24 protein-coding genes are annotated in these 26,047 nt (G+C 73.1%); 10 read left to right on the top strand and 14 right to left on the bottom strand.

The window, feature by feature from the left end; genetic code table 11:
* Positions 1-84: 84 nt before the first annotated feature.
* Positions 85-651: a hypothetical protein gene (locus ACFU5G_RS02890; RefSeq protein ID WP_377240592.1), complete on the bottom strand. Its 567-nt coding sequence runs from the start codon at positions 649-651 to the stop codon at positions 85-87.
* Positions 652-1,142: 491 nt separating this feature from the next.
* On the opposite strand from ACFU5G_RS02890, the gene ACFU5G_RS02885 reads away from it, so the two are divergent.
* Both ACFU5G_RS02885 and ACFU5G_RS02880 read left to right on the top strand, forming a co-directional pair.
* Complete coding sequence (locus ACFU5G_RS02885) at positions 1,143-2,585, top strand: BadF/BadG/BcrA/BcrD ATPase family protein (RefSeq protein ID WP_377240590.1); 1,443 nt, start codon at positions 1,143-1,145, stop codon at positions 2,583-2,585.
* Positions 2,586-2,660: 75 nt separating this feature from the next.
* Positions 2,661-3,698: a DUF4037 domain-containing protein gene (locus ACFU5G_RS02880; protein ID WP_377240588.1), complete on the top strand. Its 1,038-nt coding sequence runs from the start codon at positions 2,661-2,663 to the stop codon at positions 3,696-3,698.
* A 24-nt stretch (positions 3,699-3,722) separates the two neighbouring features.
* Here ACFU5G_RS02880 and ACFU5G_RS02875 read toward each other — a convergent pair whose 3' ends face one another.
* Positions 3,723-4,388 (bottom strand): M15 family metallopeptidase, encoded by a 666-nt coding sequence (locus ACFU5G_RS02875; protein ID WP_377240586.1) that lies wholly within the window; start codon positions 4,386-4,388, stop codon positions 3,723-3,725.
* An 89-nt stretch (positions 4,389-4,477) separates the two neighbouring features.
* Here ACFU5G_RS02875 and ACFU5G_RS02870 point away from each other — a divergent pair, with 89 nt between their 5' ends.
* Both ACFU5G_RS02870 and ACFU5G_RS02865 read left to right on the top strand, forming a co-directional pair.
* Positions 4,478-5,140 carry a response regulator transcription factor gene (locus tag ACFU5G_RS02870; protein WP_377240584.1) on the top strand — a complete coding sequence of 221 codons (663 nt, stop codon included), beginning with the start codon at positions 4,478-4,480 and terminating at the stop codon, positions 5,138-5,140.
* Positions 5,137-6,246 carry a sensor histidine kinase gene (locus tag ACFU5G_RS02865; RefSeq protein WP_377240582.1) on the top strand — a complete coding sequence of 370 codons (1,110 nt, stop codon included), beginning with the start codon at positions 5,137-5,139 and terminating at the stop codon, positions 6,244-6,246. Before ACFU5G_RS02870 ends, ACFU5G_RS02865 begins: the two co-directional genes overlap by 4 nt.
* 57 nt (positions 6,247-6,303) lie before the next feature.
* On the opposite strand, the gene ACFU5G_RS02860 is transcribed toward ACFU5G_RS02865, so the two are convergent.
* Positions 6,304-7,008 (bottom strand): SDR family oxidoreductase, encoded by a 705-nt coding sequence (locus tag ACFU5G_RS02860; protein ID WP_377240580.1) that lies wholly within the window; start codon positions 7,006-7,008, stop codon positions 6,304-6,306.
* Positions 7,008-8,249 (bottom strand): MFS transporter, encoded by a 1,242-nt coding sequence (locus ACFU5G_RS02855; RefSeq protein WP_377240578.1) that lies wholly within the window; start codon positions 8,247-8,249, stop codon positions 7,008-7,010. The genes ACFU5G_RS02860 and ACFU5G_RS02855 overlap by 1 nt, the downstream gene beginning before the upstream one ends.
* Before the next feature lie 77 nt (positions 8,250-8,326).
* On the opposite strand from ACFU5G_RS02855, the gene ACFU5G_RS02850 reads away from it, so the two are divergent.
* Complete coding sequence (locus tag ACFU5G_RS02850) at positions 8,327-8,797, top strand: winged helix-turn-helix transcriptional regulator (RefSeq protein ID WP_377240576.1); 471 nt, start codon at positions 8,327-8,329, stop codon at positions 8,795-8,797.
* A 171-nt stretch (positions 8,798-8,968) separates the two neighbouring features.
* Here the strand turns inward: ACFU5G_RS02850 and ACFU5G_RS02845 are convergent, their stop codons facing one another.
* From ACFU5G_RS02845 to ACFU5G_RS02810, 8 genes are all read right to left on the bottom strand, one after another.
* The gene (locus tag ACFU5G_RS02845) at positions 8,969-10,738 is read right to left on the bottom strand and encodes an ABC transporter ATP-binding protein (protein ID WP_377240574.1); all 1,770 of its coding nucleotides are present in this window, start codon (positions 10,736-10,738) and stop codon (positions 8,969-8,971) included.
* A gap of 70 nt (positions 10,739-10,808) precedes the next feature.
* Positions 10,809-13,160 (bottom strand): PQQ-dependent sugar dehydrogenase, encoded by a 2,352-nt coding sequence (locus ACFU5G_RS02840; protein ID WP_377240572.1) that lies wholly within the window; start codon positions 13,158-13,160, stop codon positions 10,809-10,811.
* Positions 13,161-13,259: 99 nt separating this feature from the next.
* Entirely contained in the window at positions 13,260-14,240 is a 981-nt protein-coding gene (locus tag ACFU5G_RS02835) for a ThuA domain-containing protein (RefSeq protein ID WP_377240570.1), read from the bottom strand.
* Between the two features lie 59 nt (positions 14,241-14,299).
* Positions 14,300-15,046 carry an ABC transporter ATP-binding protein gene (locus ACFU5G_RS02830; RefSeq protein WP_377240568.1) on the bottom strand — a complete coding sequence of 249 codons (747 nt, stop codon included), beginning with the start codon at positions 15,044-15,046 and terminating at the stop codon, positions 14,300-14,302.
* Complete coding sequence (locus tag ACFU5G_RS02825) at positions 15,036-15,779, bottom strand: ABC transporter ATP-binding protein (protein WP_377240566.1); 744 nt, start codon at positions 15,777-15,779, stop codon at positions 15,036-15,038. Before ACFU5G_RS02825 ends, ACFU5G_RS02830 begins: the two co-directional genes overlap by 11 nt.
* Entirely contained in the window at positions 15,776-16,834 is a 1,059-nt protein-coding gene (locus tag ACFU5G_RS02820; RefSeq protein ID WP_377240564.1) for a branched-chain amino acid ABC transporter permease, read from the bottom strand. The genes ACFU5G_RS02825 and ACFU5G_RS02820 overlap by 4 nt, the downstream gene beginning before the upstream one ends.
* A complete protein-coding gene (locus tag ACFU5G_RS02815) occupies positions 16,818-17,702 on the bottom strand; it encodes a branched-chain amino acid ABC transporter permease (protein ID WP_377240562.1) in 885 nt (294 codons plus the stop codon). Before ACFU5G_RS02815 ends, ACFU5G_RS02820 begins: the two co-directional genes overlap by 17 nt.
* A 4-nt stretch (positions 17,703-17,706) precedes the next feature.
* A complete protein-coding gene (locus ACFU5G_RS02810) occupies positions 17,707-18,939 on the bottom strand; it encodes an amino acid ABC transporter substrate-binding protein (protein ID WP_377240560.1) in 1,233 nt (410 codons plus the stop codon).
* A gap of 140 nt (positions 18,940-19,079) precedes the next feature.
* Between ACFU5G_RS02810 and ACFU5G_RS02805 the strand changes: the two genes are divergently transcribed.
* On the top strand, positions 19,080-20,129 hold the full coding sequence (locus ACFU5G_RS02805; protein ID WP_377240558.1) for a LacI family DNA-binding transcriptional regulator: 1,050 nt from the start codon (positions 19,080-19,082) through the stop codon (positions 20,127-20,129).
* Here ACFU5G_RS02805 and ACFU5G_RS02800 read toward each other — a convergent pair.
* The gene (locus tag ACFU5G_RS02800; protein WP_377240556.1) at positions 20,113-21,387 is read right to left on the bottom strand and encodes a sialidase family protein; all 1,275 of its coding nucleotides are present in this window, start codon (positions 21,385-21,387) and stop codon (positions 20,113-20,115) included. The two genes, ACFU5G_RS02805 and ACFU5G_RS02800, sit on opposite strands and share 17 nt — an antisense overlap.
* A gap of 166 nt (positions 21,388-21,553) precedes the next feature.
* Between ACFU5G_RS02800 and ACFU5G_RS02795 the strand changes: the two genes are divergently transcribed.
* Positions 21,554-21,916: an ArsR/SmtB family transcription factor gene (locus ACFU5G_RS02795; protein WP_377240554.1), complete on the top strand. Its 363-nt coding sequence runs from the start codon at positions 21,554-21,556 to the stop codon at positions 21,914-21,916.
* A gap of 1 nt (position 21,917) precedes the next feature.
* The gene (locus ACFU5G_RS02790; RefSeq protein ID WP_377240552.1) at positions 21,918-22,418 is read left to right on the top strand and encodes an SRPBCC family protein; all 501 of its coding nucleotides are present in this window, start codon (positions 21,918-21,920) and stop codon (positions 22,416-22,418) included.
* 15 nt (positions 22,419-22,433) lie between these two features.
* Here the strand turns inward: ACFU5G_RS02790 and ACFU5G_RS02785 are convergent, their stop codons facing one another.
* Complete coding sequence (locus ACFU5G_RS02785; protein ID WP_377240550.1) at positions 22,434-22,988, bottom strand: VOC family protein; 555 nt, start codon at positions 22,986-22,988, stop codon at positions 22,434-22,436.
* A 217-nt stretch (positions 22,989-23,205) separates the two neighbouring features.
* On the opposite strand from ACFU5G_RS02785, the gene ACFU5G_RS02780 reads away from it, so the two are divergent.
* Both ACFU5G_RS02780 and ACFU5G_RS02775 read left to right on the top strand, forming a co-directional pair.
* A complete protein-coding gene (locus tag ACFU5G_RS02780; RefSeq protein ID WP_377240620.1) occupies positions 23,206-24,615 on the top strand; it encodes an MFS transporter in 1,410 nt (469 codons plus the stop codon).
* 139 nt (positions 24,616-24,754) lie between these two features.
* Positions 24,755-26,041, top strand: coding sequence for an ATP-grasp domain-containing protein (locus ACFU5G_RS02775; protein WP_377240548.1), 1,287 nt, complete (start codon positions 24,755-24,757; stop codon positions 26,039-26,041).
* The last annotated feature ends 6 nt before the right edge of the window (positions 26,042-26,047 follow it).

The raw sequence follows: 26,047 nt of genomic DNA, 5'->3' as shown, positions 1-26,047 counted from the left end.
TCGGGCGCGCGTGCTGCCTGACGCTGCCACTCCACCGCGCCGCGGGGCGGTGGGCCTCACCCGTTCCCGGTGAATCGGGCGCGCCTACGCCTCCGCCTGGTCGGTGCGCGACCCCAGGCCGCGCTTCTGGACCATCGCGCCGATGACGGCGAGCACCACCCACAGGGCCAGGAACAGCAGCACGCCGCCGCCGGTCTCGGGCTGCCACAGCTGTCCGGCGTCGGTCCAGAGCCGGCCGACCGCGGACAGGACCAGGGTGGCGCCGCCGGCCGCCGTGCCCCAGACCAGGAACCGCCGCCCCAGCCGCCGGGCCAGGAACGCGCACAGCAGGGCCACGGCCGGGATCAGGATCACCGCGAGCAGCACGTCCGCGGTGCCGCCCTGCACCAGCACGAAGATTTTGGCGCCGATCACGGCGCCGACGCACAGGCCGCAGACGAAGAACATCAGCCGGGCCGCGATGAGGGTGATCAGGAACGCGAGGACCGCACCGGCCACCCCGATGAGCAGGGCCGTCCCGGTGTCGGCGTCCATGGCCACCGCGAGGGTCCACGACACGCCGAACCCGGCCAGCAGCACCGCCAGGCGCACCGACAGCGACCCCGCGAGCAGCAGGATCAGCCCCACCACCAGCACGGCGAGGGCGGACATCAGGGGCCGCCGTGGGACGGCGGGCGTTGGTTGCGCACGGCCCTATCGTCGGCGGTGGGCCGGCGCGCGTGGGTCACCCTGTTCGGGTGACGCCGCCCCGCGCGTCCTGCCGCCGGTCCTCGGCGCCGGGCCGGCCGGCGCCGGATTTCCGTCCTGTGAAATCCGCCCGCGCCCCGGTGGTCGGCCCCCGGCCTCGTTCGTACGGTCGAAGCGCCCGCGCACCCCAGAGGCGCGGCGGAGACGGAGGCGCCGGTGCCACGCACGAACCGAGAGGTCGTCACGTGACCGGCGTGCCCCGGTCCGGCGCCGGCCCGACGGTGCTCGTGCTCGGCGCCGGCGCCCTCGTCGTCCGGGCCCGCCGGCGGCCGCGCGCCGCCCGGGGACGATCGAATGCCGTATGACAGCCGACACATGCGCGAGGTGGCATACCGGGTGAATATGTGCCGGTGTCGATTGTGACTGGTCAGCTGGGCGGGGCAAAGGGTCCCGAGGTGGACGTTCGAGTGGTTGGCGTGGACATCGGCGGCACGGGTTCGCGCCTGCGGTTCGCCGCGTCCCGGGCCGGCAGGTCGTACGAGGTCACCGGGCCGCCCGCCACGATCGTCGGCGGCCGGTCGACCGTGCCGGAGGTGGTGCGCGAGCTGTGCCGCGGGTTCGCCGCCCAGTTCGGCGGGCGCCCGCGGGTCTCCGCCGCGGCCGTGGGGATGCGTGGCTTCCGCTCCATGACGCACTCCGGGGCGCTGGACGCCAACCGGGTGCACGACATCCTGGCCGAGGAGCTGCGCACCCGCTCCACGGCCGTCTCCAGCGACGCCGTCACCGCGCACCTGGGCGCGCTCGGCACCGGGTCGGGCGCCACGCTCGCCGTCGGCACCGGCGCCGTCGCCGTGGCCTGCGACGACATCGGGCGCTGGCACCTCGCCGACGGCATGGGCCCGCACGTGGGGGACAACGGCGGCGGGGCCTGGATCGGCCGGCGCGGCCTGGACGCCGCGGCCCGGGCGATGGACGGCCGCCGCATGGGCGCCTCCCCGGGCCTGGTCCGGGCCGCCGAGGAGCACTTCGGCCGGCGGGAGCGCTGGACGTCGGTCACCGACGTCTCCCAGTTCGCCGGGTTCGCGCCGCAGGTCATCACCGCCGCGGACTACGGCGACGCCGCCTGCCGCGAGATCCTCGACGAGGCGGCCCGGTCGCTCGCGGACGGGCTGTGCGCGGTGCTGAGCCACCCCGGCGTCGTCCCGGTCGCCGTCACCACCGGCAAGCTGCTGCTGCACGCGCCGACGTTCCGGTCGCTGGTGCTCCGGCACCTCACGGAGAAGCGCGGCGACGTGCAGGTGCGGCCCAGCGCCGGGCTGCCGCTGGACGGCTCGCTGGCCCTGGCGCGCATGCTGGCCGCGCACCCGAACGCGGTCCAGGAGCACGTGCCGCTCCTGGCGGTCCGCATCGGGTCGGCACCCCGCCCGGACGACTCCATCACGCTGCCGCGCGTGGTCCTGCCCGCCGTGCGCCCGCTGCGGGCCGAGAGCGAGCCGACGGCCTGGGCCGTCGAGGTCAGCTCCGACCACGAGTGGTCGGCGGAGCAGTCGCCGGAGGACCGGCTCACCCCGACGTCGTCCTCCGACGCCGTGGTGGCGCTGACCGGCGACCGCCTCGTGGTGGGCCGGGCGTCGCGGAGCCGGGGCGTCGTGCCGGACATCGTGTGCGAGGACACCGGCGTCTCGCGCCGGCACTGCGAGATCGCCTGGACCGAGTCCGGCTGGAGCGTCGTCGACCTCGGCTCGGCCAACGGCACCTACGTCGCCGCGCGCGGCGACGCCCTGCCCACCGAGCCGCTGCGCCCGGGGGAGCGCCGCTGGCTGGCCGACGGCGACCGCATCTACGTGGGCGGCTGGACCTGCCTCACGGCCCGCGCGGTCACCGCCAGCGTGCGGTGAGCGTGCGGTGGGCACGCGGTCCGGCGCGCACCGAATCACCTGGACCGGCCCGGCCCCGGCTCCTAGGTTGACCGCATGTCCGGAACCGAGCTCGCCCGCGCCTACTGGTCCGACGTCGTCCGGCCGGTCCTGGAGCGGGAGCTGCCCGGCCTGCCGCGCGCGGCCGCCCGGCTCGGCTCCGGGTCCGACGTGCTGGGCCTGGACGACGACACCTCGCGCGACCATGACTGGGGCCTGCGGCTGACCCTGCTGGTCCCCGCCGACCGCGTCACCGAGACCGACGAGGTGCTCGCCGCGACCCTCCCGGCGTCCTACCGCGGCCTGCCGACGGCGTTCCCCGTCACCTGGGACCCGGCCGTCCGGCACCGGGTCGAGGTCTCGGACCCGGTCGGCCTCGTGCGCTCCCGCACGGGGCTCGACCTCGGCGGCGGCCCCGGCAGTGACCTCGGCGCGACCGACTGGCTGTCCCTGACCGGGCAGGCCGTGCTGGAGGTCACGGCCGGGCCGGTGTTCGAGGACGGGCCCGGCGAGATCAGCGCGCTGCGCGAGCGGCTCGCCTGGTACCCGCACGACGTGTGGCTGCACGTGCTGGCCGCCGAGTGGACGCGCGTCGGGCAGGAGCTGCCCTTCGTGGGGCGCACCGGCCAGCGCGGCGACGACCTCGGCTCCCGGCTGCTCGCCGCCCGCCTGGCCACCTCGCTGGTCCGCCTCGGCTTCCTCCTGGAACGGCACTGGCCGCCCTACCCCAAGTGGGCCGGGACCCTGTTCGGGCGGCTGCCCGGCGCGCCGCCCGTCGCCGACGCCCTGGCGCGGGCGCTCGCGGCCGGCTCCTGGCCGGAGCGGGACGCGGCCCTGCGCGAGGCGTGCGAGGCGCTGCACGCGCGGCAGCGCGCCGTGAGGTTGCCCGCGCTGGACGGCCCGGTGTGCGAGGACTTCTACGACCGGCCGTTCACGGGCCTGCGCGACGTCGCGGGCGCGCTCCGCGCCGCCGTCACCGACCCGGAGGTGCGGGCCCTGCCGCACCGCGGCGGCGTCGAGCAGTGGGTGGACGACGTCGGCACGCTCACCGACGGCGGCGTGCGCGGCCGGCTGGCCCGGGCGTCGCTCGCCTGACCGGGCGGTCCCGGCCGGCCTGCCTCACCCGCCCGCGTTCTCGAGCAGCGCCGGGCAGGTGCCGCCCGGCTCGGTGCGCAGCTCGAAGTGCCAGATCTCGTTGGAGTACACCTGGCACAGCCCGTACTCCGGCCCGTGCTGGATGAGCCAGTACGCGCCCTCGGTGGGCCCGATGTCGACGGCCTTGCCGTGCACGTGCTCGGACAGCTCGGGCGTGCTGACCCGCTCGCGCGCGGTGTCCAGGCTGCCGTACTCCCGGACTGCCTCGTCGAGCAGCCGCTGCTGGTAGGCGGGGCTGCGCCAGCCGCTGGTGACCCAGAAGTCGATGTCGTCGGCCGCGGCGTCGTCGGCGGCCGCGCGGACGGCGTCGGTGAGCGCGGCGTCGAGGCCGGTGATCGCCGGGAGGTCGTCGTCGAGGGTCGCCGCGCCGTCGGGGATGTCGCCGCCGGCCACGCCGGTCGCCTGGTCGGACGACCGGGCCGCGTCCAGCGCCCGGTCGACGGCCTGGACCACCGGCTGGTCGGTGCGGTCGAGCAGGGGGTAGACGCCGAACACGGCGACGAGCACCACCGCGGCGGCCACGAGGAGGAACGCGACCGGGCGGCCGGACCGGCGGCGCGCGGGGCGGGGGACGTGCCGGGCGGGACGGTTGCCGTACGCCGGCGGATGAGCGAGCTCTTGTCTGGTCATGGGCACCAGCCCACCGGGCGGCACGTTGCCAGGGCGTCTCCGGTTCTCCATACGCCGCCGATATGTGCCCGCCGGTAGCGTGTGCTGACATGCGCGTCTTGGTGGTGGAGGACGAGCCCTATCTCGCGGAGGCGATCCGGGACGGGCTCCGGCTGGAGGCGATCGCCGCGGACATCGCGAACGACGGCGGCACGGCGCTCGACCTGGTCGCCGCGACGCCGTACGACGCCGTGGTGCTCGACCGGGACGTCCCCGTGGTGCACGGGGACGAGGTGGCCCGCCGGGTCGTTGCGGAGCACCCCGGGGTGCGGGTCATCATGCTCACGGCCGCGGGGGAGCTCACCGACAAGGTGACCGGCTTCGAGCTCGGCGTCGACGACTACCTGACCAAGCCCTTCGCGATGCGCGAGCTCGTGCTGCGGCTGCGCGCCCTGGCGCGGCGGCCCGAGGCCGCCACCCCGCCGGTGCTGGAGCTCGGCCCCGTGCGCCTGGACCCGTACCGCCGCGAGGTCTACCGCGACGGCCGGTACGTCTCGCTGACCCGCAAGCAGTTCGCGGTGGCCCAGGTGCTGATGGACGCGCGCGGCGGCGTGGTCAGCGCCGAGGAGCTGCTCGAACGCGCCTGGGACGAGAACGCCGACCCGTTCACGAACGCCGTCCGCATCACCATCTCGACCCTGCGCAAGCGCCTGGGCGACCCGTGGCTGATCCACACCGTGCCCGGCGTCGGGTACCGGTTCGGGGAGCAGTGACCGCGCCCGGCCTGCGGCGGCGGCGCGCCGGGCTGTCCGTGCGGCTGCGGCTCACGCTCAGCTACGCGGGGTTCCTGGTCCTGGCCGGGACGGCCCTGTTCGCCGCCCTGCTGCTGGTGCTCCGGTACGTGCCCGACGAGAACCTCATGGTCCAGGACGGCGGGGGCTTCGCGCCCAGCCGGTCCGACCTGCTCGACGTCGCCGTCCCGCTGTCGGCCGCGGCGATCGGCTTCCTCGCGCTCGTCGGCCTGGTCGGCGGCTGGCTCCTGGCGGGCCGGATGCTGCGGCCCCTGGACCGGATCGGCGCGGCGGCGGCCCTCGCCGCGCAGGGCTCGCTCGCGCACCGGATCGACCTGGAGGGGCCCGACGACGAGCTGCGCCGGCTGGCCGACACGTTCGACATGATGCTCGCCCGGCTGGAGCAGTCCTTCGCGGAGCAGCGCCGGTTCACGGCCAACGCCTCGCACGAGCTGCGCACCCCGAACACGGTGATCAAGGCGCTGCTGGAGGTGGCGCAGGCCGACCCGGAGGGGCGCGACGTCGACCGCCTGCTGCGCCGGCTGCAGGAGACCAACGACCGCTCGATCGTGATGGTCGAGTCCCTGCTCCAGCTCGCGCGGCTCGACCACGAGGGACTGCGGTCCGAGCGCGTCGACCTGGCCGGCGTGCTGCGCGAGGCGGTCGCGGCGTCGTCCGACCTGGACGGGCCCGGCGCACCGGACCTCGTCGTCGCGCTGGAGGAGGCGCCGGTCCGGGGCGACGCGGTGCTGCTCGGGCAGCTCGCGGGCAACCTGCTGGGCAACGCCGCGCGGCACAACCTCGCCTCGGGCGGCCAGGTGTGGGTGCGCACCGGGCTCGACGAGCGACGTCGTCCGACCCTGGTCGTGGAGAACACCGGGGCGCCGATCGACCCCGCGGTGGTCCCCACCCTGGCCGAGCCGTTCGTGCGGGCCGACGCCCGGACGCGGCGTCCGGACCGTGCCGCCGGCAGCGGGCTCGGCCTGTCGATCGTCGCGTCGGTCGCCCGGGCGCACGGCGCGGAGCTGCTGCTCACGCCCCGGACGGACGGCGGCCTGGTCGCGACGGTCCGCTTCCCTCCGGCCTGACGCACGTGTCAGACGTACAGGTCCCCCGGGGGACCTGTACGTCCGACACGTGGGGGCTCAGGCGGTCTGGAGCTGCGGGTAGAGGTCGGTCAGCGGGCCCGAGAGGGCGGCCTTGACGCGGCGGCTGGTGTCGTCGGCGAGCACCTCGGGCTCACCGGCCTCCAGCCCGTCGAGGATCGCGGCGACGATGTCGCGCGGGTCCTCCTTCGGCACGTCGAGCCGCTCGGTCATGGGCGTGTCGGTGTAGCCGAGATGGGCGCCGAGCAGGTGCGTGCCCTGGCCCAGCAGCTCCACGCGCAGCGCGTTGCTGAACGACCAGAACGCGGCCTTGGTCGCCGAGTACGTGCCCATGGCGAACCAGCTCAGCGCGGAGTGCATGTTGATGATCGCGCCGCCGCCGTTGCGGGCCAGCACGGGCGCGAACGCCTGCGTGACGCCGAGCTGGGCGAACACGTTGGTCTCGAACACGGCGCGGACGTCGTCGAGCGGCGTGGTCAGCGTGGGCTTTCCGCCGTCGGAGATCCCGGCGTTGTTGACCAGGACGGTCGTGTCGGCGGCCGCTTCGGCCGCGGCGGCGACGGAGGCGGGGTCGTTGATGTCGAGGGCCAGCGGCACCACGCGGGCGTCGGTCCACTCGCGCGGGGTGCGGGCGCTGGCGTAGACCTTGGCGGCGCCCCGCAGGATGGCCTCGGCCACGAACGCGCGGCCGAGGCCGCCGTTCGCGCCGGTGACCAGGACCACGGCGTTCTTCAGGGAAGTCATCACGAGCTCGCTTTCATGAGGGTGTGCGGTGCGGTGTCGGTTCGGAGGTTGTCGACGGCGGCCGCGTCGGGCGCCGCGACCCGGGCGCGGACGGTGAGCACGGCGGCCAGCGCCAGCGCGGCGACGACGGCGCTGCCCACGACGAGCGCGACCTGCAGCCCGTGCCCGGTGGCCAGGCGGCCCACCACGAGGGCGACGGCGGCCTGAACGAGGTAGGCCACGAGGTAGGCGGACGACGTGGTCGCGGCCCGGTGCTCGGGGCTCGCGCTGCGGGTGACCAGCGTGACGCCGCCGGAGAACAGCAGGCTGTAGCCGGCGCCGCCCACCAGCGAGTACGCGACCAGCAGCGGCATCGAGTGCGTGCTGCCCGCGACGAGCATCAGGCCCTGGGCGGCGAGCGCGGCGACGGCGCCGAGGCGCAGGGCCGTCGACTCCCGCAGCCGGCCGGCGACCAGGGCGGTCGCCCCGATGGCGGCCGCGGAGAGCGCCAGCACCACGCCGTTGACGAACGCGTCGTCGGACCGCACGGTGTCGCGGGCGAACTGGGCGCCGATACCGAGGAAGATCGCGCCGAGCGCGTAGGCCGCCGAGACGCCGAGCGCGCCCGCCAGGAACGGTCGGCGGTGCCGCGGTGCCGCGAGGGGGCGCGGGCGCCAGCGGCGCGCCGCGGTGCGCGGGCGGCGCCGGAGGAACCAGGCCGCGACCACGGCGACGACGACGCCGGCGAGCAGCACCCCGTAGCCCGCGTGCAGCGGGTTGGTGCTGAACTGCACCGTCGCGCCGCCCACGAGCAGCGCGGTGATCAGCCCCACCGCGGACGCCCCGGCGGTGACGGCGCCGGTGCGGTCCCGGTCGTCGTCCGACCCGGCCGCCGCGATGACGCTGGTGGCCGGGCCCAGGCTGAGCCCCACCCCGACGCCCATCAGCGCGCGCCCCACGAGCAGCAGCGCGAGGTTCGGCGCGAGCAGGAACGTGAGGCCGCCGAGCCCCAGGAAGGCGAGGCCGGCGAGGATCGCGCCGCGGTTGCCCACGGTCTCCGCGAGCCCGCCGAGCAGCAGGAGCGTCGCGATCAGGGCGACGGGGTAGGCGGCGAACACCGTGGTGGTGACCGCCGTCGTCAGGTGCCACTGCGCGGCGTAGACCGGGTAGACGAGCGTCGGCGCGGCGGACGCCCAGAGGGCGAGGGCCACGGCGGCGGCCGCCGCCCAGCGGCTGCCGCGTGCCGCCCAGGTGAATGTCATCGGAGGAACTCCCATCTGAGTTGGGATTCACAACTTAGCACCTGGATTGGAATCTACAACCTAGGTAGGATGTGGGCATGAGCACAACGCCCCGCGAACGCAACGCCCGCTGCTCCGTGGCCCGGAGCCTGGAGATCCTGGGGGAGAAGTGGACGCTGCTGGTGGTCCGCGAGGCCTTCTTCGGCGTCACACGGTTCGCCGACTTCCGGGCGCGCCTGGGCATCGCCCCCGACGTGCTCACCGCGCGGCTGGAGACGCTGGTCGAGGGCGGCGTGCTGGAACGCCGGCCGTACCGCGACGCGGGTCAGCGCCAGCGGGACGAGTACGTGCTCACCGAGGCCGGGGGCCGGCTCAAGACCGTGCTCGCGGCGTTCGTCGAGTGGGGCGACGAGTACCGCCCGTCAGGCTTCGGGCCGTCGGTGAGGTACGTCGAGGAGGCCACGGGCGAGCCCGTCCGGGTCGCGTTCGTGACCGAGGGCGGGCGCGAGATCGGGCCCGACGCCGTCGCCGTGGTACCGGGGCCGGGCTCCCTGACGTCGGCGGCCTGAGCCGCCGCAAGGTCAGCCCGTAGGCGTCGGGGGCGCACCCGGCGGGTCGGTGTCGTGCCCAGGTCGGCAGTGCGCTGGCGGGGTCGGCAGTCTGCATCGAGGTCGGCACAGCCCTGTGCCGATCTCGATGCCAACTGCCGAGTTCACGGGGCAAACTGCCGACTGCCGTCGTCAGCCCGCCTGGGTCTCGTGCAGCACGGCGTAGCGGCCGCCGTGGGAGACCAGGTGGTCGTGCGTGCCCTGCTCGACGATCCGCCCGTGCTCCAGCACGATGATCCGGTCGGCCTGCCGGATCGTCGAGAGCCGGTGGGCCACGACCAGCGTCGTCCGCCCCCGCATGAGGCGGCCCAGCGCCTCCTTGACCAGGGTCTCCGACTCGGTGTCCAGCGCGCTGGTGGCCTCGTCGAGCAGCAGGATGCGCGGGTCGCGCACCAGCGCGCGGGCGATCGCGATGCGCTGCCGCTGCCCGCCGGACAGCCGCGCCCCGCGCTCGCCGACCACGGTGTCCCAGCCCTGCGGCTGCGCATCGACGAACTCCAGCGCGTTGGCGTCCCGCAGCGCCGCACGCACCACGTCGTCGGACGCGTCCGGGAGGCCGTAGGTGACGTTGTCGCGGATGGTGCCCTCGAAGAGCACCGACTCCTGCGGCACCACGGAGACGTGGCGGCGCACCGTGCGCAGGTCCAGCTCCTGCGCGTCGACGCCGTCCACGAGCACGCGGCCCGACGTCGGCCGGATGAACCCGAGCACCAGGTTGAGCAGCGTCGACTTGCCCGACCCGGACGAGCCCACGAACGCCACCGTCTGGCCCGCGGGGATCGTGAGGGTCACGTCGTCCAGGGCGTCGTCGTCGGCGCCGGCGTAGCGATGGTGCACGTGGTCCAGCGTGAGCTCGCCGCCCACGGCGTCGACCGTGCGGCGGCCCTCGTTCTCCTCGAGGTCGGGCTCCTCCAGCACCTCGGCGATGGAGCGGACCGACTCCATGCCGCGCGCCGTGACCGGGATGAGCATGAGCAGCTGTGTGAGCCCCTGGGTGAGCAGCGTGAAGTAGCTGGACAGCAGCACCACCTCGCCGGCGGTGACCGGCAGGAACCCCGTCAGGGAGAAGACGGCGGCGAGCGCGAGGCACGTGACGCCGAGGATCTGCATCGTCACCCACGAGAGTGACGCGACCCGCCCGTTGAGCATGTCCAGGTGCAGTCCGGCGCGGCGGACGCCGTCGGCCCCGGCGGCCAGGCGCGTGACCGCCGTCTGCTCCAGGCCGTGGGCGCGGGTGATCGGGATGAGCGAGGCCATCTCGCCCACGCGCGAGGCGAAACCCTCGACCTCGCGGCGGAAGTTCTCGTTGCGGTCCCGCGAGCGCCGGGCCGTGACCCAGCGCAGCCCGAGCGCGAGCGGCACGGCCAGTACGTAGACGGGCAGGAACTCGGGCACCCGCAGTGCCGTCATGGTGATCGCGCCGCCCAGCACCATGAGCGAGGACAGCAGAGGGTGGGTGACCTGCTGGAGCATCACCTCGATGTTCTCGACGTCGCGCACCACCTTGGACTGCACCACCGAGGAGCTGGCGCGCGAGTGGTAGCCGATCGACAGGCTCTGCAGGCGGGCGGCCAGCGCGTTGCGCAGCCCGGCACCGGTGTCGCGCACGACGGTCATGAAGTTGCGTGTGTAGACGAGGTGGTTGGGGAAGTTCTGCAGCAGCAGGGCGGCGGCGACGGCGAACCAGATCAGGACGTCGCGCACCTCGCCGCCGGTGGCCACGATGTCGATGACGGCGGCGGTCACCACGGGCAGGAACCACATCGGGATCTCTTTGACGGTGAACGCGGCGATCGCCACGGTCATCCGTCCGGGACGCCGGGCGAGCAGCCGCAGGATCGACCGTGCGGGCTTGGTGCTGTCGATGCAGATCGGGGCGGTAAGCGCTTTCTCGGCAGCCATGGCGCCATGCTACCCACCACGTGTCAGACGTACAGGTCACCCCGGTGACCTGTACGTCTGACACGTGCGGTCAGCGGGTCATGAGGCGGTACTGGGCCGCCACCTCCCGCGGCGTGATCGCGCGGTCCAGGAGCTGGACCGTGTCCATGCGGCAGTTGCAGGGGTTCCGCTCCTGCGTGTCCTGCGGAAAGCTGCCGCCGATCTTGATGCCCCGCGGCGTCGTCGCCGACGTGCCGGTGCCGTCCACCTGCCACGGGTCGCCGTCGGCCACGTAGAAGCCCGGCACCCGCTCGCCGTTGCGGTACAGGGCCATCTTCCCCGTGGTGTAGTCGAACGTGGCGGCCAGGTGCACCCACTCGTCCTGCGGCAGCAGGGTGCGCCAGTCCTCGTTCGCGGCGAAGGTCTGCGACGCGCCGCCGTCGATCCGCCTGCCCAGCGCGACCAGCTTCAGCTCGCCGTCGACCTGGATGATCTCCAGCAGGGCGCGCACGCCGTGCCCATCGGAGTCCCCGCTGAGCAGGCCCGCCAGGCCCACGGCGTTGTAGTAGTCGTCCGGGTCCGCGGTGGTGGTGTTGAGGCTCGGGTTCTGGCCGGTCATCTTGACCCAGCCCGCCACCGTGATCCCGTCCACCCCGTTGAACGCGGACAGCGTGGGCACCCCGGCCGCGTTGAACACTCCCGCCTTCCAGTCGTCGTTGCCCGCCGTCAGCGGGTTCACCTGGCCGAGCTGGATCGAGTTGTTGCTGCCCGGGTAGGCGCCGTCCGCCACCCGCATGTCCTCCCCGCCGTTGATCAGGTTCAGGTACGTGCGGGACAGGCCGCGGTCGATCTCGACGGCGCCGTCCTGCTGGAACGGGTGCTCGAAGTCGTAGGAGCTCACCGAGTTCTTCTCCAGCGAGCGTGGCACGTCCTGCGGCACCGGCGCGTGCACCGTGTCCACGACCTTCCAGATCTTGCCGTTCGCCTTGGCCACCAGGTACAGGTCGCCCGCCGCGTCCCGGCCCATGCGCAGGTCGGCCCGCTCGTCACCCGTGAAGTCGGGCATCCGCTTGCGGGTGCCGTCGGTGTCGTAGAGCGCGAGCTCGTACATCTGCGCCTCGGCCCGGCCGCGCCGCATCTGCGACTCCTTGGCGTAGAACACGCGCCCCTCGACCAGGTCGGTGAACAGGTACTTGCCGTTCAGCGCCGGCAGGTCACGCCCGCGGTAGACGAACCCGCCGCTGATCGCGTACCCGCTGTCCGCCGTGCACGACCAGCCGGGCGGTGGGTCGTGGTCGTACGCCACCACGGGATAGGTGAAGCCGAGCTCGTCGTCGTTCTCCGGCAGCGGGTACAGGTTGCACCGGTCGGCCGCATCGAAGACGTACTTCCCCTCCCGGTCGCCCCAGCCGAAGTTGTCCCCGGCGCGCACGTCGTACACGGCCTCGATCGCGTGCTCGCCGATGTGCCCCAGGAACATGCGGCCCGTCTTCGTGTCCCAGCTGAACCGGTGCGGGTCCCGCATACCGATCGCGTAGATCTCGCCCAGCGTGCCCGGGGTGTCCACGAACGGGTTCGACGCCGGGATGCCGTACGTGCCGCCCGGCCCGTTGGTCCCCGCCGGGTCGATACGCAGGATCTTGCCGGCCGGCGTGCCCCGCTCCTGCGGCACCCCCGTGCCGACGCCGATGCCGCCGTCGCCCACCGCGAGGTACAGCAGGCCGTAGTCCTCGTCGCCCGGCTTCGCCGTCGGGTTGAAGTCGATCTGCTGGATCGCGTGCACCTGCCCCGCGAAGCCCAGGCGCATCACCTCGCGGCTCGTCCCGGAGAACACGTCGGCGTCCGGGTCGTCGGCCACCCACTCGGTGACCACCGCGTGCAGGAACGTCGGCGTCTGCGCCGGGTAGGTCGTGGGGTCCGACGGCGGCCCGGCGTTGCCCGGGCGCTCGCTGTGCACCGTGTAGAACGTGCCGTTGTGCTCGAAGTCCGGGTGGAACGCCGCGAACCCGAACCCGCTGCCCATGCCCCGCCCGGAGAAGAACTCGGGCGCGAACCGCGCGGCCACGTCCAGGTACACGCGTGGCTCGCTGTCGCGCACGAAGTACAGCGGGCCGTTCAGGTCCGGCACGTAGGTGCGGCCCGAGCCGTCCGGCAGCTCCCCGATGCCGTTGATGCGGGCGTGCCGCATCAGCCGGCGGTCGACGGGCGCCGGGATCGGCTCCGTCTTCGGGAACTGCGCGTACTCCTCCAGGACCAGGCCGATCGTGGACTGGATCTCCTCCGGGGCCGGGTCCTCGATCGGGTCGCCCACCGGGGCTGCCGCGGCCCCCGGCGACGTCGACGCCGCCGCCGTGGTCAGGGCCGCGGTCATCAGCCCGGTCAGCGCGGTGGCGGTGATCGCCACCGCCGCTACCGCCGACCGCCATCTCTGTCTGGTGCGCATGGTGCCTCCTGAATGTCGTCGTCGTCATTGCGGAGTGCAGTTGCGGGTCGCCCCACCCGCTGGTCGAGCCTGTCGAGACCCCAGAGCCCGTCGAGACCCCTACCGGCAGAACGGCCGCTCGCCGGCCGCGCTGAGGATGCCGCCCACCACGTGGGTCTTGAACGAGTCGGCACCCGGCAGCGCAGAGTCCTCGGTCCAGGCGGCCGGGTCGTGGCCTAGCGAGGTGACCCACGCGCGGCCGCCGTCGTAGTACTGGCACCAGGACACCGGGTGCTCGCCCTCGTGCCCGGGGTGCCCGTTGAACCCGGTGCCGGAGCCGATCGTGTCCGTGTCCACCTCGGCGAGGAACCGCACGCCCGTGGGGAACGGTTCGAGGTTGTACCACTCGTCGCGGAAGTCCCACCGGCGCGGCAGGTCCTTCGTGGAGGCGTCGCGGCGGTCGACGGTGAGCACCTGCCCGTCGCGGTGCGGCCCGTGGTCGTAGAAGTTGGCGCCGCCCAGCAGCCCCTGGAACCACGGCCAGTGGTACATCGCGCCGAGCGTGTTGTGCACCGCCACGAACCCGCCGCCCGAGCGGACGTACTGCAGCAGCGTGGTCTGCGCGGCGTCATCGAGCATGGTGCGCGAGTTGCTGAGGAAGACCACGGCGTCGTACGGCGCGAGCTTGGCGGGGGAGTCGAGCTGGCGCACGTCCTCGGTCCAGTCCACCTCGAACCCGTACTCCTGCCCCCAGCGGACGACGGCGTTCTGCGCCACGTGCGCCGAGGTCAGCGGCGGGTTCATGCCGGCGGGCAGCAGCGGCCCCAGGTGGGCGTGCCGCGAGACGCCGGTCGCCGTGAAGACCAGCACCCGCACCCGCCCGTCGGTGGTGCGCGGCAGGTCCCAGTCGTTGTAGCAGGCCGGGTCCGTGCCGCGGCAGACGCCGTAGTCGGCCACCTTGTCCTGGTAGGGGTCCTGGCGGCCCGCGGACGACGACGACGTCGCGCCGAGGCCGGCGAGCAGCGCGGCCAGGATCGCCAGGCCGAGCACCGCCTGTCCCGCACCGCCGAGCGACTTTCCGAGCATGGTTCTGAGCGACATGACGGTTCTCCTTTGAACAGCCAGCAGTCAGTGCACGTGCGATGCCTCAGCGAGAGGCCCTACGAGACCTCCTTCGGGCGGCCGCCCAGGTAGAGCTGGGCCAGGCGGGGGTCCGCGAGGAGGTCGGGGGCCGGGCCGGTGATGTGCACCCGGCCCAGGTCGAGCACGCAGCCGACGTCGGCCGACTCCAGCGCCCGCCGCGCGTTCTGCTCCACGAGCAGCACGGCCGTGCCGGCGTCGCGCATGCGCCGCACCTGCTCGAACACGACCGCCGTCGCCTTGGGGTCGAGCCCCATCGACGGCTCGTCGAGCAGCACCACCTTGGGCCGCACCATGAGCGAGCGGGCGAACTCGACCTGCTTCTGCTGCCCGCCCGACAGTGCGCCCGCCAGGGCCGACCACCGCTCGCCGACCAGCGGGAACAGCCCGGTCACGAAGTCCGTGCGCGCCTCGATCTCCGAGCGGTCGCGCACCGTGTAGGCGCCGAGCAGCACGTTCTCGGCCACCGTCATCTCGGGGAACACGCTGTGTCCCTGCGGCACGTGCGACAGCCCGGCGGCGAGGAGCTGCTGCGGCGTGCGGCCGGTGACGTCCACGCCGTCGACCACCACCTGCCCGGCGCGCGGCCTGAGCAGGCCGCTGGCCACCTTGAGCACCGTGGACTTGCCGGCGCCGTTCGGCCCCACGAGGCAGACGACGCTGCCGGGCGCGACCGTGACGGACAGCCCGCGCAGCACGAGCGCGGCGCGACCGTAGCCGGCCTGCACGTCGGTCAGGCGGAGGAGGGGTTCCAGTTCAGACGCCAAGGTAGGCCTCCAGGACCAGAGGGTCGTCCTGCACGACGGCGGGGGTGCCCTGGGCGATCGGCCGGCCCCGGTCGAACACCACCACGTGGTCGCTCAGGCCCATGACCAGCTCCATGTTGTGCTCGACGATGATGAAGGTGCGGCCCTCGGCGTTGAGCTCGCGCACCAGGTCGGCGATGCGGTCCACGAGCGCCGGGTTCACGCCGCCGGCCGGCTCGTCGAGCATGATCGTGTGCGGGTCGCCCATGAGCACCCCCGCCAGTTCCAGCAGCTTCTGCTGGCCGTAGGAGATGTCGCGCGCCTCGGCGCTCTCCAGGTGGTCGATCCCCACGCGGGCCAGCAGCTCGCGGGCCCGGGCGACGTCGTCCGGGTTGCGCATGCCGCGCAGCCGCTGCAGCAGCCCGTGCGGCTGCACCGCGACCAGCACGTTCTCCAGCACGGTCAGCCGCGGGAAGACGCGGCAGAGCTGGAAGCTGCGCCCGATGCCGGAGCGGGCGATCCGGTGCGGCGCGAGCCCCGTGATGTCGCGGTCGCGGTAGCTGACCGTGCCGGCGTCCGGCCTGATCATGCCGGTGACGCAGTTGAAGAACGTCGTCTTGCCGGACCCGTTCGGCCCGATCAGGGCGTTGATCTCGCCGTCGTGGAAGGCCACTGAGGCGCCGTCGACGGCGCGAACACCGCCGAACGACTTGGTCAGCCCCTCGGTGGTCACCGAGCTGGTGGTCGCGTTCATCGGGTCGCCTCCTCGCGCTGCCGGGCCAGCTCCTCGGCGCTCACCTCGCGGATCGACGCCGCGCGGCGCCGCCGGTTCAGGAACGAGGTGATCGCCGGGATGACGCCGTCGGGCATGAACAGGACCACCAGGCCGAGCAGGACGCCCGTGGCGACCAGGTGGAACTGCGTGTCGCCGTACTGCGACTTGAACACCTCGACCGCGTACCCGACGACGACGGCGCCGAGCAGCGGGCCGAACAGGCTGCGCACCCCGCCGAGCAGCGACATCAGCACCATGTAGGTGCCGACCAGGATCGAGAACTGGAAGATCGGGTCGAGGTAGCCGAACCACAGGGCATACAGGCCGCCGCCCAGCGCGGTGAAGAACGCGCTGGTCACGAGCGCGGTGAGCTTGTACGCGAACGTCGGCACGCCGAGCGCCTGCGCCTTGTCCTCGTCCTCGCGGATCGCCTTGAGCCCCGCGCCGAGCCGGGAGCGCTCGATGAGCCACCAGGTCAGCAGGGCGAGCGCCAGGAGCACGGCGTGCAGGTAGAAGAACCGCTCGTGCTGCTCGGGCCGCAGCACGTCGGGGCCGAACGGCCGCGGCACGCGCAGCCCGCCCGAGCCGCCGGTGAACGTGTGCCAGCTCTGGAACGTGAGCTGCAGGATGAGCACCAGCGCGATCGAGACGATCACGAACGAGGCGCCGCGCACCCGCAGCGACGCGATGCCCACCGGGATCGCGATCAGGGCCACGATCAGGGCACCGACCACGAGCGCGAGCCACGGGTTCAGCCCGGACCGCAGGATGAGCAGCGCCGTGGCGTACCCGCCGAGGCCCGAGTAGGCGGCGTGCCCCAGCGAGATGTAGCCGGTGAAGCCGCCCACCAGGTTCCAGGACGTGGCGAGCACGGCGTAGCTCAGGATCACCACGCCGACGGACAGGATGAACGGGTCGGGAGCCAGGGACGGGAAGAGCAGCACCACGGCTGCGAGGGCGAGCAGGCCGCCGATCCGGAGCACGCGGGCCGGCGTCGGCCCGGAGGGCCTGGTGGCGCTAGAAGCGTTGGGCAAGGCGGCCTCCGAAGAATCCCTGCGGGCGGATCATGAGGGTCACGAACAGGGCCAGGTAGAACACGGTCTGCGCCCAGGTGGTGCCGAGCGGCACCTGCAGCAGGCTCGCGGCCACGCCCAGCAGCAGGGCCGCGATGGCCGCGCCGGGGATGCTGCCCAGCCCGCCCACGACGATGATCGCCATCAGCGGCCCGATCCAGTGCCAGTGCAGCGACGGGTAGATCGTGTAGTCCAGCGCGAGCGCCGTCCCGCCGATCGCGGCCGTGGCCAGCCCCAGCCCGAAGCCGAGCCCGGCCACCCGGTCGGTGTCGATGCCGACCAGCCGCGCGGCTTCCGGGTGCTGGGTGGTGGCCCGCAGCGCCCGGCCGAACGACGTCCGCCGCAGGATCAGGTACAGCGCACCCAGCGACAGCGCGGCCAGGCCGAACGCGATGAGCTTGACCACCGCGATGCTGACGCCCGCAACCTCGATGCTCATGCCCGAGTAGCCGAGCTGGACGCGGCGCTGCGTGCCGGTCCAGATGAACCCGAGCAGCCCCTCGATCGTCAGCGCCACCGCGAACGTGAGCAGCACCGACATCGTGGTCAGCGTGATGGGCCGCAGCCGGGACACCAGGAACCGCTGCATCCCGTACCCGACCACGAAGAACAGCGGCACCGTGACGACCAGCGACACCAGGGGGTCGACGCCCGTGCGCTCGTGGAAGTACCAGGCGAGGTACGCGGCCAGGATCAGGAACGCCGAGTGGGCGATCATGACCACGCGCATCACGCCGAAGTACAGGGTCAGCCCGGCGGCCAGGAGGGCGTACAGCCCGCCCAGGAGGACGCCGAGCACCAGGCTCTGCGCGAACAGGGCACCGGTCATCGGGTCACCACTCGGGCTTCGGGTGCAGGAGGTCGGCTTCCTTGACGTCGTCGGGCAGCACGATCTTGATCTCGCCGTCCACGTACTGCTGGATCAGGTGCGCGCTCTGCGGGCGGCCCTGCGCGTCCCAGCTCAGCGTGCCGACGACGGTCTCGACCTCGTTCTCCTTGAGCCACCCGACGAGCTGCTCCTGGCACTCCGGGCTCGGGTCGGCGCAGCCCACGGCCTCGACCGCCGCGGCGACGACCTGGCCCGTGGTCCAGGCATTCGCCTCGTCCTCGGCCGGCGGGGCGTCGTGCTCGGCCGTGTAGGCCTCGACGAACTCCTGGTTGGACGGGTACGGCGCCGTCGGCGTGTACCCCGTGGGGGCCAGGATGCCCTCGGTCTTCTCGCCGATCGCAGCCGGGAACTCGGCGTTGGTCGGCGCCCCGGAGATCGCCGCCATCTGCGGCTGGTAGTCCTGCTGCTGCAGCGCCACCACGAGGTTCACGCCGTCCTGGTACTGCGAGCCCACGATCAGCAGGTCCGCCTCCGAGTCCGCGATCTTCGCCGCGATGCCGCTGAAGTCCGTGGTGTTGGGCGGGTACACCTCGTCGACCACCACCTCGATCCCGGCGTCGGCGAGCTTGTCCCGCAGGCCGTAGGCGGTGCCCTGCGCGAACGGGTCGTCCATCGAGGCCACGGCGATCGTCTTCGGCCGTTCGTCCTCGGGCAGGGCCAGGACGTACTCGGCCAGGTGGTCGTAGTGGTCGTCGGCGATGGCCGGCGCCGCGTAGAACAGGTTGTCGAAGCCCTGCTCGAACACCTCGGCGGCGGCGCCCGCCGGCTCCACGAACAGGAACCCGTAGTCCTGGGCCACCTGCGCCGCCGGCACCACGAGGCGGGTCGAGAACGGCCCGAAGACCAGGTCCACGCCGTCCTGGTTGATCAGCCGCTCGTAGTCCGAGGCCACGCGGTCCGCGTTCGACTGGTCGTCGACGATGACCAGCTCCACCTGGCGGCCCAGCAGCCCGCCGCCCTCGTTCACGTGCTTGGCCCAGGCCTCATAACCTCGTTGCACTCCCTTGCCCGGCTCCGCGAAGTCGCCCGTCAGGGGGAGCGAGACGCCGATGACGATCGGGTCGTCCGGGCCGTCCGCCTCACCGCCGCCCTGCTCCGGGCTCGCCAGGCAGGCGGACAGGGACAGTGCCGAGGCCGCGGCGACTGCCGCTACCGTCAGGCGTCGGGTTGCTCTCATGGTCCACTCCCTTGTGGGTCCACATCATCGTGGGCAAGCGCTTCCGTAACCGCTTACGGCACTCTAGGAACTGGGGCGCCGGGTGACAAGGGTTCTGGCACCATTCATTACCTGTCGCTTTACCGTGGCGAGGAGATTCGATGCGCAAGCACACCGCCGGGCTCCGCCTGGTCGACGTCGCAGAGCACGCCGGCGTGTCCATCGCGACCGCCTCCCGTGCCCTGTCCGGTGCCGCCGGGGTCTCCGAGGCGCTCGCGGAACGGGTGCGCGCCGTCGCCACCGAGCTCGGGTACGTCGCCAACGTGCACGCGCGCTCGCTCGCGAGCGGCGCCAGCCCCGCGGTCGGGCTCGTGGTGCACGAGATCGGCGACCCGTACTTCGCCGAGATCGCCAGCGGGGTGCTGGAGGTGGCGGGCGCGCACGGGCGCATGGTGCAGATCTGCCACACCGGCCGGGACCCGCACGCGGAGGTCGCGCAGCTGAGGGCGCTGGCGGGAGCCGGCGTCGGGATCATCGTCGTGGCCGGGTCCGGGCACCTCGACCGTGACGTGCAGGCGCAGCTGAAGGCGCAGGTGCAGGCCTTCGAGGCGACCGGCGGGCGGGTCGCCGTGATCGGTCGGCACCCGCAGCTCGGCGTCGACGCCGTGGTCCCGGCCAACGTCGCGGGCGGGCGGGCCATCGCCGACCACCTGCTTCAGCTCGGGCACCGCCGGATCGCCGTCGCGGCCGGGTCGCGGCGCCTGGCCACCATGGCCGACCGGCTGGCCGGCGTCGAGCAGGCGCTCGGCGACCACGGCCTGCGGCTCGCGGACCTGCCCGTGGTCGAGGCCGCGTTCACGCTCGACGGCGGCAAGGACGCCGCCCGGCAGATCCTCGACGCCCACCCGGACGTCACGGCGATCCTCGCGCTCAACGACGACATGGCGGTGGGCGTGCTGTCGGTGCTGGGGGAGCGGGGCGTCTCCGTGCCGGACGACGTGTCGGTCACCGGGTTCGACGACGTCACCGTGGCCGGTCACCTGTCGCCCGCCCTGACGACGGTGCGCCTGCCGATGAAGGACATGGGCAGGCAGGCGCTGGAGCTCGCCCTGCTGCCGCGGGCCGCGCGCGCCCGCCGTCGGACGGCGGAGCAGCGGCTGATGGTCCGCGCGTCGACGGCGCCGGCGCGGGGCGTCAGGCCGCCGGCTTGATGATCCAGCTTGGGTGGAACCGGCGCAGCACCACGGCGCACGGTGAGCGGTAGTTGAGGTCGTCCTGGCTGGGGTTGTTCACCGTGACACGTCGTGCTTCGACGAGGGCCAGGACGATGCCGCTGCTCGTCGAGGTCAGCGCCGAGTAGCCACCCTCACGCAGGTTGCCCACCTGGCTCCCCTCGCTGGCCAGGGGGGCGCTCTTCAACGGCCGCTGATAGGCCCTCCATGTCTCACCGTCGTCAGCGCTCGCGCGCAGCGTCATCACGTAGCGGTTGTCACGTGTCGAGCTGTTGGAGTTGAGATGGATGAGGTACGGGTTGCCGTTGAAGGTGTGCGAGATCTGCGCGCCGTGGCTGCCGGGGTCGATGATCTGGGTGCGCCAGTGCTCCTCGCCGAACATCTGCCAGTCACCCGGGTTGCCGATGGCCACGCGGCGGGCCATGGGGAAGCCTCGGTTGAGCTCCCAGTTCGTGGCGCGGTAGTTGAGGATCAGCTGTCCGTCCGAGCGTTCCGCGACGGTCCCTTCGCCGTAGGGGTGCGGACGGACCCCCTTGTCGTTGACGTACAGCCCGTTGGGAACGTCGTGGTTGGCCCAGTCCCCGCCCGGCTCCTTGATGATCAGCCGGCCGCGCGCAGGTATGACCAGCGAGCCGTCGGCGCGCTGGATCCCGTTCCCGGGCCCGATGAAGTCGTTGTCCGTCCCTGATCGGTCGAGGTCGGTCCGCGCTATCGGCGCCGTCCAGGTGGCGCCGTCGTCGTCCGACGTCGCGATGTGAAGCTTGGGGTCGATCTCCACCAGCTCGCCGGACTGACGGCGCAGCATGAAGCAGTACAGCCGACCCGTGATCCGGTCGTGCACCAGGGTGGGGTTGGCCCAGCAGTCGAGGCCGGCCCCCGCGAGCGTCGACGCGACGCTCCAGGTCAGGCCCAGATTTGTGGACCGGCGCAGCAGCAGGTTGAAGTTGCCGCTGTTGTCGAGATTGTGGTTCGGGCGCCCCTCGACGACCGCGACCACCACGCTCGTACCCGGGATCGCCAGGATCGCCGGGATCCGGCACGAGTGGTAGTTGCCGTTCCCGCTCTCCTTGGGGATCGACGCGGCCCCGGCCTGCGCGTCCCCGAAGAGCATCTTGCTCTCCATGCCGTCGGGGTCGAGGGCGAACGCCCGCTGCGGGGACGCCACCCCCGTTCCCGTGAGTCCGAGTGCGGCCACACCGGCCGCTCCGCCGAGAAACATCCGACGCGAAAGCGTCATGCCCGATCCCTCACAGACCTCGTTGGAAGACGCCGGCCGGGCAGGTCGTGCACGGCCGACCGTGGGCAACGCTGCACTGCGCGGTGCGGGGCGTCAACGAAAGGCGCAGAACGATCAGGGCGGCACCCGCCGTTGACGCATGCCGATATGGGTATATGTTTGAGGCATGGCACGAGCAGCGACCACTACCGACGCGTTCAACGCGGTGGCCGAGCCGCGCCGCCGCGAGATCCTCGACGCCCTGTCCGGCGGCGAGCTCGCGGTGGGCGACCTGGTCGAGCTGCTCGGGCTCGCGCAGCCGCAGGTGTCCAAGCACCTGCGCGTGCTGCGGGAGGTGGGGCTGGTGGACGTGCGCGACGACGGGCGCCGCCGCCTCTACCGGGTCAACGGTGCGCCGCTGCGCGCCGTCCACGACTGGGTCTCGCAGTACGAGCGGCTCTGGAACGAGCGGTTCGACCTCATGGACGACGTGCTCGACGAGCTCGGGACGCGACCACCGACAGATGCAGGAACCGGACAAGGAGACTGACATGACCACCACGACCAAGGGCAGCGCCGTCCTGACGCTCCCGACCGACACCGAGATCCTGGTGACCCGGGAGTTCAACGCACCGCGTGCGCAGGTATGGCGGGTGCTCACCGAGCCCGAGCTGATCCGGCGCTGGTGGGCCGGGCAGCGCGGCACGGTCACCGAGGCGACCGTCGACCTGCGGGTCGGGGGCTCCTGGCGCTACGTGATGACCGCGAACGACGGCTCCGAGGTGGGGTTCCACGGCGAGTACCGCGAGATCGCGGCGCCGGAGCGGATGACGCACACCGAGGTGTTCGAGGGCATGCCGGACGGCGACTCCGAGCCCACCCTGAACCACTACACGCTCACCGAGCACGACGGGCGCACCACGCTCACCGTGCGCACCGTCGTCCCCAGCAAGGAGGTCCGGGACATGATCGTCGGCTCGGGCATGGAGGGGGGCATGCAGGAGGGCTACGACCTGGTCGAGGAGCTGGCGGTCGAGCTCGCCGCCGCCTGACGCCGAGGTCGCCGCCTAGGTGGCGGACGGCGTCGTCGACGGCGCGATCGGCGCGCTGCTGCGGCCCTGCTCGCGTCCGCTCAGCTCTGCGTCGAGCGTCGCCTGGGCCACGCGCATGCCCTCGGCGTAGACCGGGTCCTGGAGCCGCTGCCACATCACGTCCTCCGGGACGTCCTCGACGTGGCTGACCACCCACCAGATGTTGCCGAAGGGGTCCCGGACCCGGCCGCCGCGCTGGCCGAAGGCGTTGTCGTCCAGCGCGGTGACCACGACGGCGCCCGCCGTCACCGCGCGACCGAACGCGGCGTCGGCGTCCGGCACGAACACGCGTAGGAGGCTCGGCATGACGGGCCACTCGGGGCGGCGGTCGAAGGCCAGGACCACGGTGTCGCCGACGCGGATCTCGCCGTGCCCGACCTGACCGTCCTCCGTCACGACGCGCGCGAGCTCCTCGCCGTCGAACGCCTGGGCGACGAAGTCGAGGAACGCGCCGGTGTCGTCGGTGACGACCCAGGGGGCCACGGACGTGTATCCGGCGGGGGCGGTGGTGGTGGTGGTCTGCTCGGGCATGACGGGTCCTCTCGGGAGCTTGGCTCGGTGTCCTCGACGTTAGGCGGAGAAGCGGCCGACTTCTGTCCTGTACCTGGCCCCGGCGGGCAGATCTCGGTTGGCGCGGGCAACTATGTAAGGTGCAGGTATCCCCCCCGCCCGCTCGTCGAAGGGTTGTCTGCCGCGCATGAGATTCCGCTTTCCCCCTGGTGGCCAGGACCGCTCTCGGCTCACGCGGATGCCGCGCCCGGGCCTGGTGATCGCCGTCCTCGCGTTCGCCGGCATGGGGGCGTCGTTCATGCAGACGATCCTGCTGCCGATCCAGGCGGAGCTGCCGACCCTGCTGGGCGTATCGCGTGACGTGTCCGCCTGGGTCATCACGGTGACGCTGCTGGTGGCGGCGATCTGCACGCCCATCTCCGGGCGGCTCGGCGACATGTACGGCAAGAAGACCGTCGCGCTCGCGCTGCTCGGCCTGCTGGCGCTGGGCTCCGTGGTGGCTGCGCTGTCGCCGTCGGTGGTGCTCCTGATCGTCGGGCGCGGCCTGCAGGGCATGGGCATGGGCGTGGTCCCGCTCGGCATCTCGATCCTGCGCGACGTGCTGCACCGGGACCGGCTCGGCTCCGGCATCGCTCTGGTCAGCGCGACGCTCGGCGTCGGGGGAGCGCTCGGCCTGCCGATCAGCGCGTTCGTCACCGAGCGCTACGACTGGCACGTCGTGTTCTGGGTGGCGGCCGGGATCGGCCTGCTCGCGCTGGCGCTGGTCGCGTGGATCGTGCCCGTGAGCACGCTGCGCACGGGCGGCCGGCTCGACGTCGTCGGCGTGATCGGTCTCGCCATCGGCCTGACCGGGGTGCTGCTGGCGGTCTCGCGCGGCAACGACTGGGGCTGGGGCTCGGCGCGCACGCTCGGGCTGCTGCTCGGCGGGCTGCTCGTCCTGCTGGTGTGGGGCTGGTACGAGCTGCGGATCGCCGAGCCTCTCGTGGACCTCCGGGTCACGGCCCGCGGCACGGTGCTGTTCACCAACCTGGCCTCGATCGCGATGGGCTTCGCGCTGTTCGCCTCGAACGTCGTGTTCCCGCAGCTCCTGGAGCTGCCGACGGCGGCCGGCGGCCTGGGGCTCAGCCTCATGCACGCGAGCCTGATCCTCATGCCCTCCGGCCTGGTGATGCTCGCCATGTCGCCGGTCGCGGGCCGGCTCGAGCACCGCTTCGGACCCAAGCCGCTGCTCGCCGCGGGGTCGGCCATCATCGCGATCTCGTACGTGATCGCCGTCGTGGTCGACCTCGACGTGTGGCACGTGCTCGTGGTCAACCTCGTGGTCGGCGTCGGCATCGGCCTGGGGTTCGCGGCCATGCCCGCCCTGATCATGCGGGTGGTGCCGTCGCACGAGACGGGTGCTGCCAACGGGCTCAACACGCTCATGCGCTCGCTGGGCACCACGTCGGCCGCCGCCGTCGTCGGCGGGGTGCTCGCCGCGGGCGGCGCGCAGTACCAGGGGGTCCCGGTGCCGTCGGGCGACGCGTTCCGCACGGCGCTGCTGCTCGGCCTTCTCGCCTCGGTCGTCTGCACCGTGCTCGCGCTGCTCATCCCACGCCCGAAGCCGCCGGCCGACGAGCACCCGTCCCTCCCGGACGGGGTGCTGTAAGCGACGACGGGGCGAGCCAGGAGAAGGCTTCCGCGGCCGAGGGGGTGCCCCCGGCTTGCTGTCCCGACCCGGTGTGGCAGGCTGTGCGCCATGTTGAGAACGACTCTCGTTCGCGTGTCCACGCGCGGAGCGTGCTGACGTGGCGAACCTGCTGATGATCGAGAGCTGGCTCCAGTCCACCGGCCTCATGCTCCCGCCCCTCCTGCACGACGCCGGCCACCGGTACGTGCTCGTCACCCGCGACCCAGACCTGTACCGCCTGCCCGACGGCGTGCCCCACCCCGTCCTGGCGCTCGCCGCCGAGGTGGTCGTCGCCGAGACCAACGACGACGCCGCCCTGCTCGCGGCGGCGCGCGACGTCGCCGCCCGCGAGCACGCCGCGGGCCGACCGGTCGACGGCGTCCTGACGACCTGCGACTACTACCTGCCCGCCGTCGCGCACGTCGCCGAAGGGCTGGACCTGCCCGGCGCGCCCGCGGACGTGCTGCGCACCGCGACGCGCAAGCACCTGGTCCGGCAGGCGCTCGCGGCCGGGGAAGTGCCCGACGTGGCGTTCGCCGTGGCGTCCACCTGGGACCAGGCGCGCAAGGAGGCCGCTAGCCTCGGCTACCCGCTCGTGGTCAAGCCCGTGGACATGAACTCCGGTACCGGCGTGGCCAAGGTCGCCGACGAGGCCGGCCTCGCCGTGGCCTTCGACGCGGCGACCGGCCTCGAGCGCAACACCCGGGACCAGCCGCTGGAGCGGCTCGCCCTGCTCGAACGGGTCCTGGACGGGCCCGAGTACAGCGTCGAGTCCGTGACCCGCGACGGCGTCACGCGGGTGCTGGGCATCACCGCGAAGTCGGTGGCGGAGCCCGGCGTCGAGGCCGGTTCGGGCTTCGTCGAGTCGGGGCACCTGTTCCCGGCGCCCCTTGAGCCCGAGCAGCGAGACGCGATCGAGCGGCACGTCGCCGCGGTGCTGTCCGTCGTCGGGCTCACGCACGGCATCAGCCACACCGAGGTGCGGCTCACCGCGGCCGGGCCGCGGCTGATCGAGCTCAACCCGCGCCAGGGCGGCGGCTACGTCTTCGAGCTGGTCCGCCTCGTCACGGGCTACAACCCGCTGCAGGTCCTGGTGGACCTGGCGCTCGGCCGCGAACCGGTGCCGGGCCCGTCGGCCGCCACGAGCGCCGCGGTCACGTTCCTGCTGGCCCCGGCGGACGGCGTCGTGCGTGAGGTCCGGGGCGCGGAACGCCTGGCGGACGACGCGCGCGTGCTCGGCCACGAGACGCCGTCGCCCGGCCGCGTGGTGCGGCCGGGCGACAACAACGAGCGGATCGGGCACGTGCTGGTCGCGGACCCGACCGGGCACGCGGCCAAGGAGTGGGCCGACGAGCTCGTGGCCGGCCTCGACATCCGGGTCGACGCCGCGGCGCTCGCTCGCTGACCCCGG

Origin of the sequence: Promicromonospora sp. NPDC057488, assembly GCF_042802395.1 — a bacterium.
Lineage (GTDB): Bacteria > Actinomycetota > Actinomycetes > Actinomycetales > Cellulomonadaceae > Promicromonospora.
This window is presented reverse-complemented; position numbering and strand designations above follow the sequence as displayed.

Excerpts from the sequence above, each read along its gene's own strand:
- ACFU5G_RS02890 (WP_377240592.1), bottom strand. The coding sequence starts at position 651 with ATGTCCGCCCTCGCCGTGCTGGTGGTGGGGCTGATCCTGCTGCTCGCG.
- ACFU5G_RS02880 (WP_377240588.1), top strand. The coding sequence starts at position 2,661 with ATGTCCGGAACCGAGCTCGCCCGCGCCTACTGGTCCGACGTCGTCCGG.
- ACFU5G_RS02875 (WP_377240586.1), bottom strand. The coding sequence starts at position 4,388 with ATGACCAGACAAGAGCTCGCTCATCCGCCGGCGTACGGCAACCGTCCC.
- ACFU5G_RS02870 (WP_377240584.1), top strand. The coding sequence starts at position 4,478 with ATGCGCGTCTTGGTGGTGGAGGACGAGCCCTATCTCGCGGAGGCGATC.
- ACFU5G_RS02860 (WP_377240580.1), bottom strand. The coding sequence starts at position 7,008 with ATGACTTCCCTGAAGAACGCCGTGGTCCTGGTCACCGGCGCGAACGGC.
- ACFU5G_RS02855 (WP_377240578.1), bottom strand. The coding sequence starts at position 8,249 with ATGACATTCACCTGGGCGGCACGCGGCAGCCGCTGGGCGGCGGCCGCC.
- ACFU5G_RS02850 (WP_377240576.1), top strand. The coding sequence starts at position 8,327 with ATGAGCACAACGCCCCGCGAACGCAACGCCCGCTGCTCCGTGGCCCGG.
- ACFU5G_RS02845 (WP_377240574.1), bottom strand. The coding sequence starts at position 10,738 with ATGGCTGCCGAGAAAGCGCTTACCGCCCCGATCTGCATCGACAGCACC.
- ACFU5G_RS02840 (WP_377240572.1), bottom strand. The coding sequence starts at position 13,160 with ATGCGCACCAGACAGAGATGGCGGTCGGCGGTAGCGGCGGTGGCGATC.
- ACFU5G_RS02835 (WP_377240570.1), bottom strand. The coding sequence starts at position 14,240 with ATGTCGCTCAGAACCATGCTCGGAAAGTCGCTCGGCGGTGCGGGACAG.
- ACFU5G_RS02825 (WP_377240566.1), bottom strand. The coding sequence starts at position 15,779 with ATGAACGCGACCACCAGCTCGGTGACCACCGAGGGGCTGACCAAGTCG.
- ACFU5G_RS02815 (WP_377240562.1), bottom strand. The coding sequence starts at position 17,702 with ATGACCGGTGCCCTGTTCGCGCAGAGCCTGGTGCTCGGCGTCCTCCTG.
- ACFU5G_RS02810 (WP_377240560.1), bottom strand. The coding sequence starts at position 18,939 with ATGAGAGCAACCCGACGCCTGACGGTAGCGGCAGTCGCCGCGGCCTCG.
- ACFU5G_RS02805 (WP_377240558.1), top strand. The coding sequence starts at position 19,080 with ATGCGCAAGCACACCGCCGGGCTCCGCCTGGTCGACGTCGCAGAGCAC.
- ACFU5G_RS02800 (WP_377240556.1), bottom strand. The coding sequence starts at position 21,387 with ATGACGCTTTCGCGTCGGATGTTTCTCGGCGGAGCGGCCGGTGTGGCC.
- ACFU5G_RS02795 (WP_377240554.1), top strand. The coding sequence starts at position 21,554 with ATGGCACGAGCAGCGACCACTACCGACGCGTTCAACGCGGTGGCCGAG.
- ACFU5G_RS02790 (WP_377240552.1), top strand. The coding sequence starts at position 21,918 with ATGACCACCACGACCAAGGGCAGCGCCGTCCTGACGCTCCCGACCGAC.
- ACFU5G_RS02785 (WP_377240550.1), bottom strand. The coding sequence starts at position 22,988 with ATGCCCGAGCAGACCACCACCACCACCGCCCCCGCCGGATACACGTCC.
- ACFU5G_RS02780 (WP_377240620.1), top strand. The coding sequence starts at position 23,206 with ATGCCGCGCCCGGGCCTGGTGATCGCCGTCCTCGCGTTCGCCGGCATG.